At 62.0% G+C, this 17,675-nt stretch carries 18 protein-coding genes; 12 read left to right on the top strand and 6 right to left on the bottom strand.

Annotated elements, in window-relative coordinates; all coding sequences use genetic code 11:
* Nucleotides 1–139: 139 nt before the first annotated feature.
* The 12 genes from B9H00_RS10060 (at nucleotide 140) to B9H00_RS10005 (ending at nucleotide 11,935) form a co-directional block, all read left to right on the top strand.
* Entirely contained in the window at nucleotides 140–1,462 is a 1,323-nt protein-coding gene (locus B9H00_RS10060; RefSeq protein ID WP_086900543.1) for a short-chain fatty acid transporter, read from the top strand.
* Nucleotides 1,463–1,714: 252 nt separating this feature from the next.
* The gene (locus B9H00_RS10055; protein WP_086900542.1) at nucleotides 1,715–2,362 is read left to right on the top strand and encodes an OmpW/AlkL family protein; all 648 of its coding nucleotides are present in this window, start codon (nucleotides 1,715–1,717) and stop codon (nucleotides 2,360–2,362) included.
* Between the two features lie 231 nt (nucleotides 2,363–2,593).
* Complete coding sequence (locus B9H00_RS10050) at nucleotides 2,594–3,115, top strand: C40 family peptidase (RefSeq protein ID WP_086900541.1); 522 nt, start codon at nucleotides 2,594–2,596, stop codon at nucleotides 3,113–3,115.
* Between the two features lie 43 nt (nucleotides 3,116–3,158).
* Nucleotides 3,159–4,070, top strand: a complete 912-nt coding sequence (locus B9H00_RS10045) for a DUF3298 and DUF4163 domain-containing protein (RefSeq protein ID WP_157663208.1) — start codon at nucleotides 3,159–3,161, stop codon at nucleotides 4,068–4,070.
* Between the two features lie 25 nt (nucleotides 4,071–4,095).
* Complete coding sequence (locus B9H00_RS10040) at nucleotides 4,096–5,247, top strand: lyase family protein (RefSeq protein WP_086900539.1); 1,152 nt, start codon at nucleotides 4,096–4,098, stop codon at nucleotides 5,245–5,247.
* A 242-nt stretch (nucleotides 5,248–5,489) separates the two neighbouring features.
* Complete coding sequence (gene pcaDC, locus B9H00_RS10035; protein WP_086900538.1) at nucleotides 5,490–6,662, top strand: bifunctional 3-oxoadipate enol-lactonase/4-carboxymuconolactone decarboxylase PcaDC; 1,173 nt, start codon at nucleotides 5,490–5,492, stop codon at nucleotides 6,660–6,662.
* A 13-nt stretch (nucleotides 6,663–6,675) separates the two neighbouring features.
* The gene (gene pcaH, locus B9H00_RS10030; protein ID WP_086901817.1) at nucleotides 6,676–7,392 is read left to right on the top strand and encodes a protocatechuate 3,4-dioxygenase subunit beta; all 717 of its coding nucleotides are present in this window, start codon (nucleotides 6,676–6,678) and stop codon (nucleotides 7,390–7,392) included.
* 4 nt (nucleotides 7,393–7,396) lie between these two features.
* On the top strand, nucleotides 7,397–8,008 hold the full coding sequence (gene pcaG / locus B9H00_RS10025) for a protocatechuate 3,4-dioxygenase subunit alpha (RefSeq protein WP_211329624.1): 612 nt from the start codon (nucleotides 7,397–7,399) through the stop codon (nucleotides 8,006–8,008).
* Nucleotides 8,009–8,059: 51 nt separating this feature from the next.
* On the top strand, nucleotides 8,060–9,925 hold the full coding sequence (locus tag B9H00_RS10020; RefSeq protein ID WP_086900537.1) for a bifunctional sugar phosphate isomerase/epimerase/4-hydroxyphenylpyruvate dioxygenase family protein: 1,866 nt from the start codon (nucleotides 8,060–8,062) through the stop codon (nucleotides 9,923–9,925).
* A 110-nt stretch (nucleotides 9,926–10,035) separates the two neighbouring features.
* Nucleotides 10,036–10,458, top strand: a complete 423-nt coding sequence (gene aroQ / locus B9H00_RS10015; RefSeq protein WP_086900536.1) for a type II 3-dehydroquinate dehydratase — start codon at nucleotides 10,036–10,038, stop codon at nucleotides 10,456–10,458.
* A 79-nt stretch (nucleotides 10,459–10,537) separates the two neighbouring features.
* On the top strand, nucleotides 10,538–11,458 hold the full coding sequence (locus B9H00_RS10010) for an AEC family transporter (protein ID WP_086900535.1): 921 nt from the start codon (nucleotides 10,538–10,540) through the stop codon (nucleotides 11,456–11,458).
* 60 nt (nucleotides 11,459–11,518) lie between these two features.
* Nucleotides 11,519–11,935, top strand: coding sequence for a thiol-disulfide oxidoreductase DCC family protein (locus tag B9H00_RS10005; protein ID WP_086900534.1), 417 nt, complete (start codon nucleotides 11,519–11,521; stop codon nucleotides 11,933–11,935).
* Here B9H00_RS10005 and B9H00_RS10000 read toward each other — a convergent pair whose 3' ends face one another.
* The 6 genes from B9H00_RS10000 to araH all read right to left on the bottom strand — a co-directional run bounded on the left by B9H00_RS10000 (nucleotide 11,936) and on the right by araH (nucleotide 17,674).
* Nucleotides 11,936–13,171 (bottom strand): NAD(P)/FAD-dependent oxidoreductase, encoded by a 1,236-nt coding sequence (locus B9H00_RS10000; protein ID WP_086900533.1) that lies wholly within the window; start codon nucleotides 13,169–13,171, stop codon nucleotides 11,936–11,938.
* Between the two features lie 3 nt (nucleotides 13,172–13,174).
* Entirely contained in the window at nucleotides 13,175–13,756 is a 582-nt protein-coding gene (locus B9H00_RS17115) for a TRAP transporter large permease subunit (protein ID WP_211329623.1), read from the bottom strand.
* Nucleotides 13,744–14,520, bottom strand: coding sequence for a TRAP transporter large permease subunit (locus B9H00_RS17110; RefSeq protein ID WP_211329622.1), 777 nt, complete (start codon nucleotides 14,518–14,520; stop codon nucleotides 13,744–13,746). Before B9H00_RS17110 ends, B9H00_RS17115 begins: the two co-directional genes overlap by 13 nt.
* Nucleotides 14,521–14,566: 46 nt before the next feature.
* Nucleotides 14,567–15,268 (bottom strand): aspartate/glutamate racemase family protein, encoded by a 702-nt coding sequence (locus B9H00_RS09990; RefSeq protein ID WP_086900532.1) that lies wholly within the window; start codon nucleotides 15,266–15,268, stop codon nucleotides 14,567–14,569.
* Nucleotides 15,269–15,413: 145 nt separating this feature from the next.
* Entirely contained in the window at nucleotides 15,414–16,604 is a 1,191-nt protein-coding gene (locus B9H00_RS09985) for an aldose epimerase family protein (RefSeq protein ID WP_086900531.1), read from the bottom strand.
* Between the two features lie 47 nt (nucleotides 16,605–16,651).
* Nucleotides 16,652–17,674: an L-arabinose ABC transporter permease AraH gene (araH, locus tag B9H00_RS09980; protein ID WP_086900530.1), complete on the bottom strand. Its 1,023-nt coding sequence runs from the start codon at nucleotides 17,672–17,674 to the stop codon at nucleotides 16,652–16,654.
* Nucleotide 17,675: the final 1 nt, after the last annotated feature.

Genomic DNA, 17,675 nt, shown 5'->3' with positions numbered 1-17,675 from the left:
CTCGCCGTACACTCGGGCGCGGGTTTCCTGCCACTCCAACGCATGACAACAGCAGGTTGCTCTCTGGAAAATGCCGGCCTGACGTTACCACGGCTCAGGCAGTTCCAACCTCTCAAACGATGGAATGCAGGGAAGCGCCATGGAAGCCATCACCAACGTCTCGGTTCGCATCGTCCAGCGTTATCTGCCCAGTGCCTTTATGCTGGCCGTCATGCTGACGGCCATCGTGTTCGCCCTTGGCATGGGTATTACCCGGCAATCCCCCATCGAGATGGTGACGTACTGGGGAGATGGCTTTTCCAGACTGTTCACCTTCGGTATGCAGATGACGCTGGTGCTGTTGACCGGCTATGTGCTGGCCCTGACGCCAGTGGTCCAGACCGCGCTGTCCGGCCTGACCCGGCGAGCCGGCTCGCCACGTCAGGCCATTTTGCTGACCATCGTGGTCAGCTTTGTCTGCTACTACCTCAACTGGGGCTTCGGCATGGTGGCAGGCGCCATTCTGGCGCGCGAGATGGGGCATCGGGTCAAGGGTATCCATTTCCCGCTGCTGGTGGCGGCCGCCTATGGGGGGGAGCTGGTGCGAGGCCCGTCATCATCGATTCCACTGGTGATTGCCACGCCCGGGCACTTCATGGAGGACGCGATCGGTATTGTGCCGGTGTCGCAGACGCTTTATTCCGGCTGGAACATCGCATTGACCCTTTTGTTGCTGGCGCTGCTGCTGGCCTTTTTCGCCCGCCAGAAACAGCCCGAGCACATCATCACCCTGCAGATGACCGATCAGACCGCCTCGGAACCCGCCGAATCGCCAGCCACCCACGACGGTACGCCTTCCGATCGCATTGAACACAGCCGGCTGCCAACCCTGTTTCTGGGGGCGATGGCCATCCTGTATCTGATCGCTCAGGCCACCACCAATGGCCTTAACATCGACCTCAACACCGTCATCATTTTCTTTCTGGCACTGGGGCTTTTACTGCATCGAAGCCCGAAGGCCTATCTGGGCGCCGCGGAAAAGGGGGTTCGTGCGGCCAGCGGCATCATCGTGCAGTTCCCGCTGTATGCCGGCATCGCGGGCATGATGACCGGTTCGGGACTGGTCATGTACTTTTCAGAGGCCGTCATCTCGCTCGCCACGCCTGCCACGTTTCCGATCCTGACCTTTCTGTGCGCCGGCATCGTCAACTTCTTCATCCCCTCCGGTGGCGGTCAATGGGCCATTCAGGGACCGATCATGATGGAGGCCGCCGCCGCCATCGGCGCCGACCCGGCCCAGACCATCATGGCCTTTACCTGGGGCGATGGCTGGACCAACCAGATTCAGCCGTTCTGGGCCCTGCCGCTGCTGGGCGTGGCGGGACTTTCAGCACGCGACATCATGGGCTATCTGATCATCTGGCTGGTCATCTCGGGGCTGGCCATCGGGGGCATGTTTGCCGCACTGGCCCTGTTGGGTTAAGTGATCACACGAATCATCGAGGTACCGCATCAGTAGCGCGACATGGATGGCCTTTACCGTATGAGTTCATCTTCAACCGGTATATGCAGCGTTATCAGATCTCTTTCAATGGATTTGACGTGCGTCAATAAATGAACAGCGTTCGCCTGGCACAATGATGTCAGGCATTTAAAGGGATCGGGTCAGGCGCATCACGCCTTGAAGGGGAGCCCGAACCACTTCAGAAAAAACCTGTTCAGGGGAACCAGACACATGCGCGCGCTGCCGCTTATTTCCATTGCCGCTCTGGCACTCGGGGTAACCGTGGGTACAACTGCCCAGGCTGCTGAATCCACTTACGGTCAGGGCGATTTCTTCACCCGCGCCGGCCTTGCCAAGGTTTCGCCAAAAGACGACAACGGTGATTACGATTCACTGGGAGTGGACAAGGTCGACGTCAAGGATGGTCGTGGTTTTGCGATCACCTTCGGCTATCGTTTCCTCGACAAGTGGGGTGTAGAGCTGCTGGCCGCGCAGCGCTTCAAGCATGATTTCAATCTGGACGGCGATCACGGCGGCTCGGTCAAGCACCTGCCCCCGACGCTGACCCTGCAGTATTATCCGCTGGGCGGCACCGATGCCCGCGTACAGCCCTATGTCGGCGCCGGTATCAACTACACCCGATTCTCGGCGGAAAACGTCGATATCGAGGGCGCCAGCATGGACATGGAGAACTCCTGGGGGTGGGCCGGTCAGGTCGGTGTGGATCTCGTGCTCAATGATCACTGGGCTCTGAATGCCGCCGCCTGGTATCTGGATATCGATTCCAACGTGACGGCCAGTGCCGGAGGTGAAACCTACAAGACACATCTGGACATCGACCCGGTCGTCATCATGAGCGGCATCAGCTACCGCTTCTAATCCGCCGGGTTTCAACGATCAGTACCCTTTTGCACCGCACTCTCGACCGGTGCTGCCCCGACGGTTTCGGCCTGCCGTCGGGGTTTTTTATGCCTACGGATCAGCCTCGAACATGCCCTGGCATCCTGGCGCACCTTCAGCGTCGGCAAACCTCCGCGTCAGGCAGGGCTCGAAAACGCATAACGCTCGCGGTTAATATCGCAAGACCTGCTGCCGATCGGAAACCTGCTCATGTCACTGTTCGCTGCTTCAAGCCTGCCTCTGCGCCCCGCCCGGCGCCTGCGCGAGATCTTTCTGCTGATGACGCTTTTGTGGCTGGCCGGCTGCGCCGGTAACCCGGAAATGCAGACCAGTGACATGGGGCCCATTTCCGAACAGCAGGATCTCTCGATCGAGCGCGTGCTGGTGATGAACCATGCCCGTGACGCGCTGGGGACACCCTATCGCTATGGCGGCACCACCCCTTCGGGGCTGGACTGCAGTGGCCTGACCCAGACCAGCCTTCTGGCAGCGGGCATCGAGATCCCGCGGACCTCCCAGCAGCAGTTTGACGCGCTCGAGCGCATCGACCGCGCCCGTCCGGGCGATCTGATGTTTTTCGGCTCAGGGAACCGAGTCAGCCATGTCGGCATCTACATGGGTAACAATCAAATGATTCATGCCCCTGGCAGCGGTCGTCAGGTCAGCATTGCCCAGCTGGGCAACCGCTACTGGCGCAGCCACTATCGCGGCGCGGCGGCACCGGCCCCCTGAACGGGCCGACCCCTTACCCACCTGTCACGAAAGAGAGCCCTCAATGATCGACCCTACACGCTATCGGTGGCTGGCGGTGCCGGCCCTGCTACTGACCCTGGCCGCCTGCGATCAGGCCAAGAATGACCCACATGCCGACAGTCAGACCAGCACCCAGGACAGCGGGTCCTCGACGACGGAGGCTACCGGGGCTCAGGACCCGCAGGGTCAGCAGAATCAGGATCAACAGAAGGGCCTTTCCCCCACCTTCGTTGATCGTACGATCACCGACCCGAACTGCCAGGGCGATCAATGTGCCAGCGTTGAGGTGCGCATGGTCCAGTTTGACAGCGACCCGGCGCTTTCCAGCGATATCGAACGGCGCCTGATTCGGATGGGCAGTCCGATCAGCGATTCGGTCGTGCCAGAGGATGCCCTCCCCACCACCGTGGAGGCCTATGCCGACAACTTCTTCGATCAAAGCGCTCAGGCCAATCAGGACTCGGACAATCCCCGGCCCTATAGCTCAACGCTGGAAGCAAAGGAGATCAGCCGGCACGATGATCTGCTGGTACTCGAACTGCAAAGCTATGTGATGACCGGTGGCGCCCACGGCATGCCGGGCACCCACTATATGGTGATCGATGAAAGGACCCATCAGGTCGTGACACTCGATGACATGCTCAAGGAAGGGCAACAGCCCGCCTTCGAGGCGGCGCTGAAAAACGCCTGGCAGGACTGGCAGAACAACAGCGACGCGGGCAGGACGCTGGACCCCCTCAACTGGCCGTTCTCATCCAGTGACAACGCCGCACCGCTTGAGGACAGCATGGCCGTTACCTACGACGCCTACACGCTCGGGCCCTATGCCATCGGCCAGCCCACGCTGACCATTCCCTATAGCGCCTTGAGCGATATTCTAAAGCCGCGCTTCATCCCCGCCACTGATACCCCATCGGCTCAGTCGGCCCACTGAGCCGGTCACAACGGCCGGAGGTGTCATGTCACGCGAGCTTTTACAGCATCCCTTCATGAGCAGGGCAGCGCTTGAGCACTTCACCACCCCGGCGCTGATCAGGGCCATGTTGGCCTTTGAGCTGGCGCTGGCGGATAGCGAAGAGCAACACGGTATCCTGCCGGCGGGCACGTACCTGGCCATGGCACATCATTTGACGCCCGAGGTCTTCGATGCCGTCGCGCTCGAGACGGATACCGCACTGGGCGGCAATGCCGCCATCCCGTTTGTGCAGCAGGCGAAGGCCGCGCTGCCTGAGTCACTGAGACAGTGGTATCACCATGGCGCCACCAGCCAGGATGTGCTGGATACCGCACTGATGCAGCTCAGCGCACAGCGACTGCCAGTGATGCTGGGGCTTGTCGAGCGCAGTCTGGACGCTCTGGCGCAGCTGATGCGCCATCATGGTGACACCCTGATGATTGGTCGCACCCTGATGCAGCAGGCGCTGCCGACCACCTTCGGCGTGCGTGCCGCGCAGTGGGCGCTGCAACTGGACGAGGCACGCCTGCGACTTTCAGACATCGCTATCAAAGGCCTGCCGGTCCAGTTTGGCGGCCCGGTAGGCATTCATGGCGGCCTGCCGGGCGGGCTGCCCCTGATGGAGACGCTGGCGCAACGGCTGGGACTGCGCGCGCCCCTGCTGCCCTGGCACACCAACCGCCAACCCATCCATGCCCTGATGACCGCGCTGGATGCACTGGCCGTTGCCGCCGACAAGATTGCCGGCGATATCATCCTGCTGGCTCAAGGCGAGCTTCAGGAGCTTGCCGAACCCGCCGGCGAAGGCGTAGGGGGCTCATCGTCGATGGCCCACAAGCGCAATCCTGTCCGTTGCACCCTGATCCGTGCGGCCAGTCGTGGCATCCACGGTCATGTCACCACCTTCCTTCATGCCGCCAGCCAGCCACTGGAGCGTGCCGCTGGAGAGTGGCACAGCGAATGGGCCGCCCTGATCGAATCCCAGCAGCTGCTTGAAGGGGCCCTCGACCAGCTGGCCATAACCCTGGAGGGACTGGAGGTTCATATTGATGCCATGGCGCGCAATCTCGCCGCCACGCACTCATCGGATGCCAGAGCGCAGCTCGGCAGCGCTCATGACCAGATCGCTCGGGTGCTGGACCACCTGGGACGATAGCCATGGCACGAGCCCCACACTTTGGCACATCACGCCTGCCATCTTTATTCGCGGTGCCTGAGGGGTCGTAAGACTTTCCGATCCCTGCCGCGCGCAACAATCGTCTAACGTGTGCTCATTCGCGGCCTCGAGAATCACTTCAGCACACTTGTTTGCCCCCCTCCCCACCAGAATGCCAACAGGCTTCCATCAATCAATACGCGCTTCGGTTGCCATCGCAACGCTCTCTCAGCGAGGTCACCATGCGGTTTCTTTCCCTGCATCAGCGCCGGATTGCCTGGCGACTGACCGGTGCCGAAGCAGCACCGCTTCTGATTCTGGCGCATCCTCTGGGCATGCATCAGGGCATCTGGGATGAGCTACTGCCTCATCTGCTGCCTCATTTTCGCCTGTTGAGCTGGGATCTGCCCGGCCATGGCGCCAGCGCGCCCATACAGCAGGCCATCACGCTGAAAACACTGGCCGACGACGCCGTGGCATTGGCCGATGCCGTCGGGGCCGAGCGCTTTTATTTCGTGGGCACCTCGATCGGCGCGGCCATCGGCCAGACGCTGCTTCAGTATCACCCGCAGCGTCTCAAGCGACTGATGCTGACCAGTACCGGCGCCACGATCGCCACCCCGCAGGACTGGCACGAGCGGGCAGAACGCGTCCGACACGAGGGACTGGCGGCGCTGGCCGACACCCTTGCCCCTCGCTGGTTTTCTCTCGCGACACGTACGACCTGCCCCGACCTTGTCGAGGGCTGGATGGCACAACTCGCCCGGAGCGACGGGGAAAGCTACGCCCGCCTGTGCGAAGCGCTGGCCGACTTCTCCACCTCGCGTGACGATCTGGAAGAGAAACTGCCTCCGCTGGCGCTGCTGGGAGGTATGGAGGATGTGGCCACGCCCCCTGCCGCGCTGAAGGCGCTGGGACGTCTGCTGGATGATGCCCCGGTGACGCTTCTGGAAGATATCGGCCACGTGCCGGCCGTTGAGGCCCCCGAAGTTCTGGCGCGACATCTACACCAGGCCCTGCGCTCATCAGAGAGGCCTACCGGGGAAGGTATCGGCTTCGAGACGGGTCTTGAAGTGCGTCGACGCGTACTGGGCCCTGAACATGTGGCCCGTTCACTGGCGGCGGCGACCGATCTTGATATGCCCTTTCAGTCGCTGATCACCCGCACCGCCTGGGGCGAGCTCTGGGGGGACGAGACCCTTAGCGTGACCCAGCGCAGCATGATCACGCTGGCGATTCTGGCCGCGCTGGGTCGCGATGGCGAGCTTGGTCTGCATCTGAAGACTGCCCATCGCACCGGTGTGACCGTCGAAGAACTACGCCAGGTGCTGATGCATGTGGCGACCTATGCCGGCGTGCCCGCAGCCAATCACGCCTTCTCTCTGGCCCGCCAGCATGGCTGGGGCGATCAATGACAAGGACAACACCATGCCCGGCGATTCCGACACCGCCTTCAATCCGGCACTCAATGGCCCTGTAGAGCAACACCAGCCTCCGCAGGTGTTTGATGCCTATCAATCCACGCGCCTGAGAGGGCCCCGCAACAACCTTATCATTACACCGAAAGGCCTGGCCGAGCGTACTGCGCCGGTATACGGCCATCACAATCTCGGGCGCGAGGACAATGATCTGACCCTGCAGCATGCGGGCACGCCGCTGGGACAAAAGATCGTGATTGCCGGGCAGATACGCACTACCGACGGCCAGCCGGTGCCCAACGCCCTTGTCGAGCTGTGGCAGGCCAACGCCTCCGGACGTTATACCCACAAAAAGGATCAGCACGCCGCACCGCTGGACTCCAACTTCTCCGGTGCCGGGCGCACCCTGACCGATGCTCAGGGTTATTACTGCTTTATCACCATCGCGCCCGGTGCCTACCCGTGGGGCAATCACTTCAACGGCTGGCGTCCCGCCCACATCCATTTTTCAGTGCTTGGGGCTGCCTTTTCCCAGCGTCTGGTCACACAGATGTATTTTCCCGGCGACCCGCTGCTGGCGATCGACCCGATTTACATGGCCAACCCTGATCGACGCGTGCGCGAACTGATGATTGCCCGTTATGACCGTCGCTTCGATATTCCGGGACAGGCGCTGGGCTATCGATTCGACATGTTTCTGGGTCCCCACGGCACCCCTCTGGAGTAACCCCATGCCCCATCGAGAGATCACCGACCAGGCGCCGACACCGCAGCAGATCATGCGCGATGCACATGCCCATCCTCCGGCGCCTGCCCATTTACCCACCGGCACGCAGACCGTAGGCCCCTTTTTTCATGACGCGCTGCTGCCCGACGGCGACATCAGAATGCTCCGGGGCAACGATCTACCCCCGGGACGGCGTATCAGGTTGCACGGTCAGGTGTTTGACGGCGCGGGCCAGCCGGTCAATGACGCGATGCTCGAATTCTGGCAGCCCGATGGCGAGGGGCACTTTCATACCCAACATGCCCGCCCCGATTTCGACGGGTTTGGCCGCGTTGCGACCCGGGAGGACGGCAGCTTCTCGATACTGACGCTAAAGCCTGGCCGCACGGCGGCGGAATCTCCCCATATTGCCGTCCATCTGTTTGCCCGCGGCCTGCTGCATACGCTGGCCACACGGTTTTATTTCGACGACGAAGACAACGATGGCGACCCCGTGCTGGCTGAAGTACCGATCGAGCGCCGAGCGACCCTGCTGGCCCGACGCGATGACACGGACGTCTACCGTATCGACATTCATCTTCAGGGTGCACAGGAGACCGTGTTTTTCGAGCATTGATCATGCGCGGCGAGGCCGCCCCATTTCGATACAGTTCATGGAGTCGTCAGGATGCGATCGATTGCGACCGTCTCTCTCAGCGGTGATCTGGGCAGCAAATTCGAAGCCGTGGCCCGGGCCGGCTACGACGGCATCGAAATCTTTGAAAACGATCTGCTCACCTGGAACGGTGCCCCGGAAACCGTGCGGGCGCTGGCCGAGTCACTGGGTCTTGTCATCATTGCCCTTCAACCCTTTCGCGACTTCGAGGCCATGCCCGAGCCTCATCGCAGCCGCAATCTTGTCCGCGCCGAGCGCAAGTTTGCCCTGATGAAGGCGCTGGGGACCGACTTCATGCTGATCTGCAGCAACACGTCACCGCTGAGCGTGGCGGATGATGCCCGCGCCGCCGAGGACCTGCGCGAGCTGGCCGAACGCGCCGCGGCGCACGGCCTGCGTATCGGTTTCGAGGCACTGGCCTGGGGGCGCCATATCAACGACTATCGCCACGCCTGGGCGATCGTTGAGCGCGCCGACCATCCGGCGCTGGGCCTGGTGCTGGACAGTTTTCATGTGCTGGCCCCGGGCCTGCCGACAGCGCCGATCGCCGACATTCCGGGGGAGCGGATCTCTCTGGTGCACCTTGCCGATGCCCCCCTGATGCAGATGGACCTGCTCAACTGGAGTCGCCACTACCGCTGTTTTCCGGGTCAGGGCGGGCTCGACATGGCAGGCTTCATGCGCGCGCTGGGGCGTACCGGCTATAAAGGTCCGCTGTCGCACGAGATCTTCAATACCGATTTTCGCATGGCCTGTGCTCGCGATACGGCGCTGGATGGCATGCGTTCGATGATTCTGGCCGAGCATCTGCGTGATGAGACGTCCGCCCCGAACACTCCGGCGACATCACCGAGCTTTCAGGGTATCCATTTTCTGGAATTCACCCTAGACGAAACGCAGGCCAAAGCGCTGGGGAAGATGCTGACCCTGCTCGGCTTCTGTCACATCGGACGCCATCGCTCCAAGAACATCGACCTCTGGCGTCAGGGAAAGGTGCATCTGGTGCTCAACATGGACACGCACATCTTTGCACACACCTACCGGCTCATGCACGGCCTCTCGGTCTGTGCCATTGGCGTTCGTGCCGACCACCCCGAGCAGACCATGGCGCGCGCGCAGACCTACAGGGCCTGTGCCTTTGAAGGCCCGGTCGGGCCTGGCGAGCTGCGCCTGCCCGCCATTCGCGGCGTCAATGACAGCCTGATCTATCTGGTCGACCCCGACACTGCCCGCGACCGTCAGTGGCGCACCGATTTCTTTCTGTTCGAAGCGCCAGTCCCCCTTGAGGCCGGCATCACCAGCATCGATCATCTCTCCACGGCCGTGGCGCCTACCCAGCGGCTGCGCTGGCAGCTCTTCTTTCGAACCGTGTTCGGCCTCGAAGCCAGCATCGAACACGAGATGGCCGACCCCAACGGCCTGGTCGTCAGTCAGGCGCTGGTCAGCCAGGATCAGACCATCCGTCTGGTGCTCAACACTTCTCCTGCCCATGACACCCTGCCCGGACGCTTCATGAGCGAGGGCCGTGGCGGCATCCAGCAGATCGCGCTGGCCACCGACGACATCTTCGCCACACTGGATCAACTGATCGCCAGGGGGCTGAGGCTGGTGCCCATTCCGGACAACTACTACGACGATCTGGCCGCCCGTATCGAGCTGGACGACGCACTTGTGGAGGCCATGCGCGCGCGCCACATTCTTTATGATCAGAGCGAGCACGGCGAATTCCTTCACGCCTACACCGATCTATTTGACGGCCGTTTCCATTTCGAGATCATTGAACGCCGCGGCGACTATACCCAGTTCGGCGCGGTCAATGCCCCGATCCGGCTGGCCGCACAGTCACGCCTTCACACAGTGACGGCACGGGCGTCCTGACAGGATCGGTCGTTAACATGAGGGCGTAATGCAACCGGACACACGCCGTGGCAGGATAGCGCTTTCGACCCGGCTGATGCCGTGTCATGCCCTACCTGCCCGGAGTCACGATGAACGTTTTAATCCTCAACGGTCCCAACCTGAATCTGCTGGGCAAGCGTGAACCGGAAATCTACGGCTCTGAAACGCTTGCCGACATCGAAAATGCCATTCGTCACCGTGCCTTCGACCAGGGCCTGGCCACCGATTTCCTGCAGACCAACCACGAAGGCGTGATGCTTGATCGCATCCATGAGGGACGCGAACGCTTCGACGCCATCATCATCAATCCGGCGGCCTGGTCGCACACCTCGGTCGCGCTGCTGGATGCGCTCAAGGCCTTTGAAGGACGCGTCATCGAAGTGCATCTGTCCAACATTCATACCCGCGAAGCGTTTCGCCACCACTCGTATATCTCTTCGCGCGCCGAGGCGGTGATTGCCGGCATGGGCAGCTTTGGCTATCTGGCCGCGATCGATTATCTGGCACGCTAAGCCGAGCCCTTGAAAAACATCGAATCCATCAAGGGACCGTGCAGCAGTCTCCACGACGGCCTTTAGACAAGGATGAACCATGAGCAGCATCGTTGATGCGCTGGCACCGCTCTTTGCCCTGATCGCGCTGGGTGCAGTGCTCGGCTGGGCGCGCTTTCCAGGCGGTGAGTTCTGGCCGCGACTCGAGCGCTTCATCTACTATCTGCTGTTCCCGGCCATGCTGGTGGCCACGCTCGCCATCGCCGATGTCCGTCAGGTGTCGGTGCTGCCGCTGGCCCTGACGCTGGTCGGCACCATGATCGTGCTGGGCAGCGCCCTGTGGCTGGCGCGCGCGCGTCTGGCGCTCTCCCCTCCGGTGTTCACTTCGGCCTTTCAGGGGGTGGTGCGCTTTAACACCTATGTCGGCGTGGCCGGTGCTGCGGCGCTGTACGGCGAGCCGGGGCTGACCGTCGCGGCCGTCGCCATCGCACTGATGGTGCCCACGGCCAATATCCTGTGCGTGCTGGCCTTTATCGTCTCCGGCACGCAGGGGCCTGCCAGTGTCGGCAAGAGTGTGCTGGCGCTGGTACGCAATCCGCTGATTCTGGCCTGTCTGGCAGGCGTTTTGCTCAATGTCAGCGGTATCGGCCTGCCAGGCCTGAGCGCTCCGGCGCTGGCACTTCTGGGACAGGCCGCCCTGCCTCTGGGTCTGGTGGCCGTGGGGGTGGCGCTTCGTCCGAAGGCGCTGTGGCGTGGCGGCCGGGCATTCTGGTTATCGAGTCTTCTCAAGCTGGTGGCCACCCCGGTACTGGTGCTGGGGCTTGCCTGGTTGTTCGGCCTGCACGGGGTGGACCGCCATGTTGCCCTGCTTTTTGCCGCGCTGCCCACGGCCACCTCGGCCTATATCCTGGCCCGCCAGCTCGGCGGGGATGCCGAGCTGATGGCGGCGATCATTACCGGACAGACCCTGCTGGCGATGCTGGCCATGCCCGTCATGCTTGAGCTGCTCGGCACACCCTGATCGTTATTCGCCCTGATCCGCTATGCTGATGGGCACACGATACTTTTTCGGAGGCCTTTCATGGCCGAACTGACGCTTTTCTATGACGGCAACTGCCCGCTGTGCGTCAATGAGATCAACCATCTGAAGCGACTCGATCAGGGCCGGCGCATCGAATTTGAAAACATTCATGCCGAGGACTTCACGAGCCGTTACCCCGACGTGGACCGCGAGGAAGCCAGCGCCATCCTGTTGGGTGACGTTCACGGCCAGCGCATTCGCGGGCTGGACGTCACCCATCGCGCCTGGTCACTCGTCGGCCGAGGCTGGCTCACCGCTCCCCTGCGCTGGCCGCTGATACGCCCCATCGCGGATCGGGTCTATCTGTGGTTTGCCCCCAGACGCTATCGCATTTCAGGCTGGCTGACCGGTCGTCAGCGCTGTAACACCTGCGAAGGCACCTGTGGTACGACGCCGCCGGAACGAACGCGACAGTAATCAGGCAAAGCGACCCGGGCTGAAGGCCGCCATGGCCGGGGTGTTGTCCTTGCCGGCCATCGCCTCGGCCAGCCACTGGCCGGTGACGGCCGAGGTAGACAGCCCGATATGACCGTGGCCAAAGCCGAACCATAACCCTGGATGGTGGGGCGCAGCACCAATGACCGGCAGCCCGTCCGGCATGGAAGGCCGCCGCCCCAGCCACGGCTCGCTTCGCGCCTGCCCCAGGGCAAGCACGTCACGAACCCGGGGCAGTATGCGGGCAAGCTGGTGCGGGGTCGCTGCCCGATCACGTCGATCAAACTCGATGCCGGTCAATACCCGTACCCCCCCTTTCATCGGTGAGCAGACGAAGGCACCGTCGACATCATGGAAAGGCGCCATCAGCGCCTGGCCGTTGTCCAGCGAAAACTCCTGATGATAGCCCCGCTCGAACGCCATCGGCAGGCGGTAGCCCAGCGGGCGTACCAGCTCCATCGACCACGGGCCGGCACAGACCGCGACCTGATCGAAATATGTTTCATGACCGGCCACGCGATAGCCCCGGGCGCAGGGCTCGATCCCTTTTGGCGTATCACGGCGCCACTCCCCGCCACGGGCCACAAACAGGGACCGGTAGCGCTCGACCAGCGCGCCGGGACTGTCAACATGCGCGGTGTCGGGAATACGTACCCCCAGGGTGTAGTGTTTCGAGGCGCCCTCGAACACCGTTTCCAGCGTCTCGCCTTCAAGCAGATCGAAGCGGACGCCATTGCTGTCCCAAAGCGCCCGTTCGCCGGCAATACGCCCCAGCGCGCCGGGCTGTCGATAAAGCTTGGTCCAGCCACGCTCGTGAAAGAGCGAACTCGCACCTGCAGGGCCCGCCCAGTGACGATGTGCCGCCAGTGCCGGCGTAATGAGCGTATTGAGTGCGGCCGCACGCTTTCCAACCGAACCGGGCTCACATCCCCGCATGAAGCGCCAGAGCCATGGCGTGATGCCGGGCAGGACGCCCGGGGCAATACGAAGCGATGGATCGCGATTGAGCAGATAGCGCGGCAGACGGGCGAGGACGCCCGGAATATTGAGCGGAATCACCGAGGCATGCGTGATGACCCCGGCATTGCCATATGAAGTCATCTCACGTTCGGCATCCGGCGCAAACAGAGTGACCTGAAAGCCACGTTCCTGAAGTGACAGTGCCGTACAGCTGCCGACAATGCCGCCGCCGAGCACGGCCACTGATGAATGCATCATGTTCTACCCCAATAACCAGAAAGCAAACCCGACCAGCGTGAAATAGATCGTGACCGGCAGTGCCATCAGCATGGTCCTGACCGGATCAACCCGGGTTTTTATAATGCCGCCGACCAGCCCCGTGACCACAAAGGTGGTCAGTCCCACCGGCGGCATCGACTGTCCGGCCATGGCCAGCTGCGCGGCCCCCACCGCCACCGCGACCGGGTCCTTGCCCAGGTGCGTCAGCGTGGGCGCCATCATGCTCACGATCATGGTTTGTGCGGTGGTCTGGGAGCCGGTGAGCATCCCCACGCCAAGCGTGGCCAGCCCGCCGACGGTGGCCATCAGATGCGGCGCGAGATGTTGGGTGGCCTGCTGGACCAGATCGATCAGGCCGGCCTGGTAGAACACCCCGACCATGACCCCGGCACTGAGCTGAATCTGCACCGTTCGTGAGACATTTCGAAGCCCGCTGACCATGATGGCCCCGGCCTGACGACGAACCGTGGCAAAGGCCAGCGTGACCAGCAGTGCCATGATAATGGCCAGTACCACGCGAAAGGCCATGCCACGCAGGATGGGAATGCCTTTCAGTGCCGCCACCCCTGAGCAATGCCGGGGACATGCTCAAAGAGATTGAACCCCAGTGACGCTGCGATCACGATCACCAGCAGCACGGTCATCGGAATCAGCGTACGCCAGCGCGCGCGCAGTACCTGACCCAGTGGCTCCGGAGCCGCCATGTCCACACTGCGCACCTTCCGGGAAAGCCACACCCCCATCAGCATGGCGATCACGACGCTCACACTCATGGTCAGATAGGCCCATCCCAGGATGTCACCGGGATCGATACCGGTCAGCGACGCCGCCAGAAAGAACGACTGCGAGATGGGCGGCATCCCCGAACCAATGACCGCCCCCATCACGATAATCACCGCGATACGTTCACCGCTCAGCTTGAGAGAAGCGAGCGTGGGGATCACCAGAAGCCCGATAACCGTGGCCGCCGCGATGGCATCCCCCAGAAGCGATCCGCTGAGCACCAGCGTCATGATCACCGCGCAGACCAGCCCTGCGGTAGAGCGCCCGAACAGCGCTCGAAAGCTGTCGAGCGCCGTTTGCATGGCCCCCAGTCGCACCTGGGATTCGGCATAGAGGCTGCCGAAAATCGAGAGCATGATTACCCACGCCAGCTTGTCGATACCGTATATGGCGGCGCTCGCAACGTCGGTGGGCGAAAGCCCGCCCAGCAGGGCTGCTGCTGCCGCTGCCGCAAGCAGTCCCAGCGTGACGTTGCCGCCGATACGCGGGATGGGCAGCAAGATAATGGCAAACAGCAGCGCAACGGGAACGAGCACCAGCCACATGACAATTTTCCTTGTTGTTGTCGAATCAATCCGGCATTCGGTGTGTCTAGAAGGGGCCGTAGCACCGACCGTGCCTGATGGCCGTATGAATGTCATGCACTTCAATCCCCAGACGATGCGACAGGGCCAACCGCCAGGGAGAAAGATTGGTGCATTCCAGCACAAGCGTCGTCATGTCGGCTGCCCTGGCCTTGAGAGCATCCGCAGCGGCCATCACCTCGGCTTCAACACGCGCCTCGCACCAGCTCGTGCGATCTTCACGAATGGTCGGATAAAACTCCCGGCTCTCTTCCAGCCCCTGAATGACCACATGGTCTCTTTGAAACCGGCCCAGCGGTATCTGCGCCAGAACACGAGCATCGAAGGTCAGAATGCCGATCGGCCCGGCACGCGCCGGGTCATCACAAAGGCTCGGCAGTACGTTAAGCGCCGAGGAGACCAGCGGCACTGAAAGCCTGCTCTGAAGCCGGTCATGAATGGCGCAGACAAAGCCGCAGGAGGTCGCAAGCATCGAGGCTCCCTGGTCGATCAGCGTCTGACCGGCATGCTGAAAATCCAGCACAACGGACTCATCAATATGCGCGTTGACCACCCGCGGAACGCTGGCAGAAGACACCGTCTGATAGCGCACCGGGTAGTCAAAACTGTCCGGATGCCCGATATCCCCCAAAAGGCGAGGAAAAGCGGTGCGTAGCATGAGAATGCCCAGATGAAATTCTGAAGGTGAGGGTACCGGCAAGGCGCTCACGGGCAGCAACTCCTGAAGACAAGAGGTTTAATCACAAAAGCAGAGACGCTTGATTAAACCGCGGTAGCCACACGGGAACAAATGCAAAAAGCCCGGTCATGTGACCGGGCTTTCTGAGACGAGGGCTTCAGGCCGGTTGAGGCCGCTACTCACTCGAGAAACGATAGACCGTGTGGCTTTCAAGCGTCTCGCCGGGCTGAAGAATCGTTGAGGGGAAGTTTGACTGATTGGGAGAGTCCGGAAAGTGCTGGGTCTCCAGCGCCAGTCCCGAGCGATACCCGTAGGCCTGCCCGCCCTTGCCGGTCACGCTGCCATCCAGGAAATTGCCCGAGTAGAACTGCAGCCCCGGCTCGGTGGTCCAGACCTCCAGCACCCGACCGCTTTCCGGGGAAGTCACGCGCGCGGCCCGCTCCGGCGTGGCGGACGGCTCACGCTTGAGCACGAAGTTATGATCATAGCCCTTGCCACGAGCCAGTTGCTCATTGTCGGCCTCGATACGCGCACCGATCGGCATGGGTCGGGTGAAATCAAACGGCGTACCGGCGACCGTGGCGATTTCGCCGGTCGGGATCAGCGTGTCGTTGACCGGCGTGTAGCTGGCGGCATCGATGGTCATGACGTGATCGAGAATGCTGCCACTGCCCTCGCCATTCAGATTGAAATAGCTGTGCTGGGTCAGATTGACCGGCGTGGCCTTTGTGGTGCTCGCGCGGTAATCGATGGCAAGCGTATCGTCATGGGTCAGGGTGTATTTAACCTCGACCGACAGCTCGCCCGGATAGCCCTCCTCGCCATCAGCGCTGGTATAGCGCATCACCACACCGCTGCCCTCGCTTGAGGAAAACGGCGTGGCCTGCCAGAGCTTCTGATTGAAGCCTTCATCACCCCCGTGCAGATGGTTGGGCCCATCGTTGGTCGCCAACTGGTACGTCTTTCCATCCAGCGTAAAACGTCCGTCCGCAATGCGATTGCCATAGCGCCCGATCAGTGCGCCAAAGTAGGGATTGAGCTTTTTGTAGGCCGGCGACAGATAGCCCTGCAGTGAATCGAAGCCGAGCACGATATCAGCCTTCTCGCCGTGACGGTCCGGCGTCTCGAGTGAGGTAATGATGCCGCCGTAGTCGATAACCTCCATATCGACATTCCCACCACTATTGATGCGATAGCCGTGCACGGTGCGACCGTCAGGCAGGGTGCCAAAGACAAACTTTTCAACGCCGGGCGGCATGGCTGTCGAAGGCGTGCCGGATGTCGAGGCCGCAATGGCCTGAGCGGCCCCCAGTGACAAAAGACCGGCGCTCAGAAAAACCAGAGACCGCAGGGAAGGTTGTTTCATGACATGCTCCAGACGCGTTGAAGGAGAGACTCGCTACCCGATCGTGTTCAGGCCCGCTGACGCTTTTGCTGTTTCCAGCGGTCAAACAATACGGCCAACAGCAGGATGGCGCCGCGCACCAGGTACTGATAGAAGGTCGGAACGTTCAAAAGCCCCATGGCGTTTTGCACGCAGCCCATGATCAACACGCCCACCAGCACACCGGTGATCGAGGCCACACCGCCGGAAAGCGCCACACCGCCCAGAACACAGGCCGAGATGACCGCAAGCTCAAGCCCCATCGAGGTATTCGGGTCACCAAGGCCCATGCGCGAGGTCAGAAGCACCCCGGCGATCCCGGCCACCAGCCCCTGCAGCCCAAACACGATGATCTTGAGCCGGCGCACGTTGACCCCGGCCAGTGCCGCAGCTTCCGGATTGCCGCCGGTGGCCAGCACGTTGCGCCCAAAGGCGGTCAGATTGAGCACGAAGCCGAAGATCACAAAGCAGATGATCATGGTCCACACCGGCAGGGTCAGCCCCAGAAACGAGGCGCTGCCCAGCTCGAAAAAGCCCGGCACGGTAATCATGACCGCATCACCGCCGGAGGTGATGTAGGCCAGTCCCCGTACGAACTCCATGGCGGCGAGCGTGGCAATCAGCGAATTGATCCCAAAACGCGCCACCACGAAGCCATTGAACACGCCCACCAGGGCACCGGCAGCAATGCCGCCCAGTGCGCCGATCAGCACGCTTCCCGAGGCACTGGTAATGACCGCTGCGCTGACGCCGGCAAACGCCACGATCGAGGCAACCGACAGATCCACCTCACCGAGTGCCAGCACCATCATCATGGTGGTGGCGATGGTGCCAATAATGGTCACCGACAGCAGCAGGCCGACCATATTACGGCCAGTCATGAAATCGGGAATGGCCACCGCCAGGGCGATAAAAAGCACGATAAAGATGGCAATCAACCCGGAGGTATCCAGCAGGGTGCGCAGTGGCTTTATCAGACCCTGCCGTCCGGCCGGGCGCACCGTTTCCGGTTGGCTGCCTGCGTCGGCATGAACGCTCTTGTCGCTACTCATG

This window comes from Kushneria marisflavi, assembly GCF_002157205.1.
GTDB lineage: Bacteria > Pseudomonadota > Gammaproteobacteria > Pseudomonadales > Halomonadaceae > Kushneria > Kushneria marisflavi.
Note: the sequence above shows the minus strand (reverse complement) of the source record. Positions and strands in the feature narration are given on the sequence as shown.

Excerpts from the sequence above, each read along its gene's own strand:
- B9H00_RS10060 (WP_086900543.1), top strand. The coding sequence starts at position 140 with ATGGAAGCCATCACCAACGTCTCGGTTCGCATCGTCCAGCGTTATCTG.
- B9H00_RS10040 (WP_086900539.1), top strand. The coding sequence starts at position 4,096 with ATGTCACGCGAGCTTTTACAGCATCCCTTCATGAGCAGGGCAGCGCTT.
- B9H00_RS10020 (WP_086900537.1), top strand. The coding sequence starts at position 8,060 with ATGCGATCGATTGCGACCGTCTCTCTCAGCGGTGATCTGGGCAGCAAA.
- araH (WP_086900530.1), bottom strand. The coding sequence starts at position 17,674 with ATGAGTAGCGACAAGAGCGTTCATGCCGACGCAGGCAGCCAACCGGAA.
- pcaG (WP_211329624.1), top strand. The coding sequence starts at position 7,397 with ATGCCCCATCGAGAGATCACCGACCAGGCGCCGACACCGCAGCAGATC.
- B9H00_RS17110 (WP_211329622.1), bottom strand. The coding sequence starts at position 14,520 with ATGTGGCTGGTGCTCGTTCCCGTTGCGCTGCTGTTTGCCATTATCTTG.
- aroQ (WP_086900536.1), top strand. The coding sequence starts at position 10,036 with ATGAACGTTTTAATCCTCAACGGTCCCAACCTGAATCTGCTGGGCAAG.
- B9H00_RS10050 (WP_086900541.1), top strand. The coding sequence starts at position 2,594 with ATGTCACTGTTCGCTGCTTCAAGCCTGCCTCTGCGCCCCGCCCGGCGC.
- B9H00_RS10000 (WP_086900533.1), bottom strand. The coding sequence starts at position 13,171 with ATGATGCATTCATCAGTGGCCGTGCTCGGCGGCGGCATTGTCGGCAGC.
- B9H00_RS10005 (WP_086900534.1), top strand. The coding sequence starts at position 11,519 with ATGGCCGAACTGACGCTTTTCTATGACGGCAACTGCCCGCTGTGCGTC.
- pcaDC (WP_086900538.1), top strand. The coding sequence starts at position 5,490 with ATGCGGTTTCTTTCCCTGCATCAGCGCCGGATTGCCTGGCGACTGACC.
- B9H00_RS09985 (WP_086900531.1), bottom strand. The coding sequence starts at position 16,604 with ATGAAACAACCTTCCCTGCGGTCTCTGGTTTTTCTGAGCGCCGGTCTT.
- pcaH (WP_086901817.1), top strand. The coding sequence starts at position 6,676 with ATGCCCGGCGATTCCGACACCGCCTTCAATCCGGCACTCAATGGCCCT.
- B9H00_RS10010 (WP_086900535.1), top strand. The coding sequence starts at position 10,538 with ATGAGCAGCATCGTTGATGCGCTGGCACCGCTCTTTGCCCTGATCGCG.
- B9H00_RS10045 (WP_157663208.1), top strand. The coding sequence starts at position 3,159 with ATGATCGACCCTACACGCTATCGGTGGCTGGCGGTGCCGGCCCTGCTA.
- B9H00_RS10055 (WP_086900542.1), top strand. The coding sequence starts at position 1,715 with ATGCGCGCGCTGCCGCTTATTTCCATTGCCGCTCTGGCACTCGGGGTA.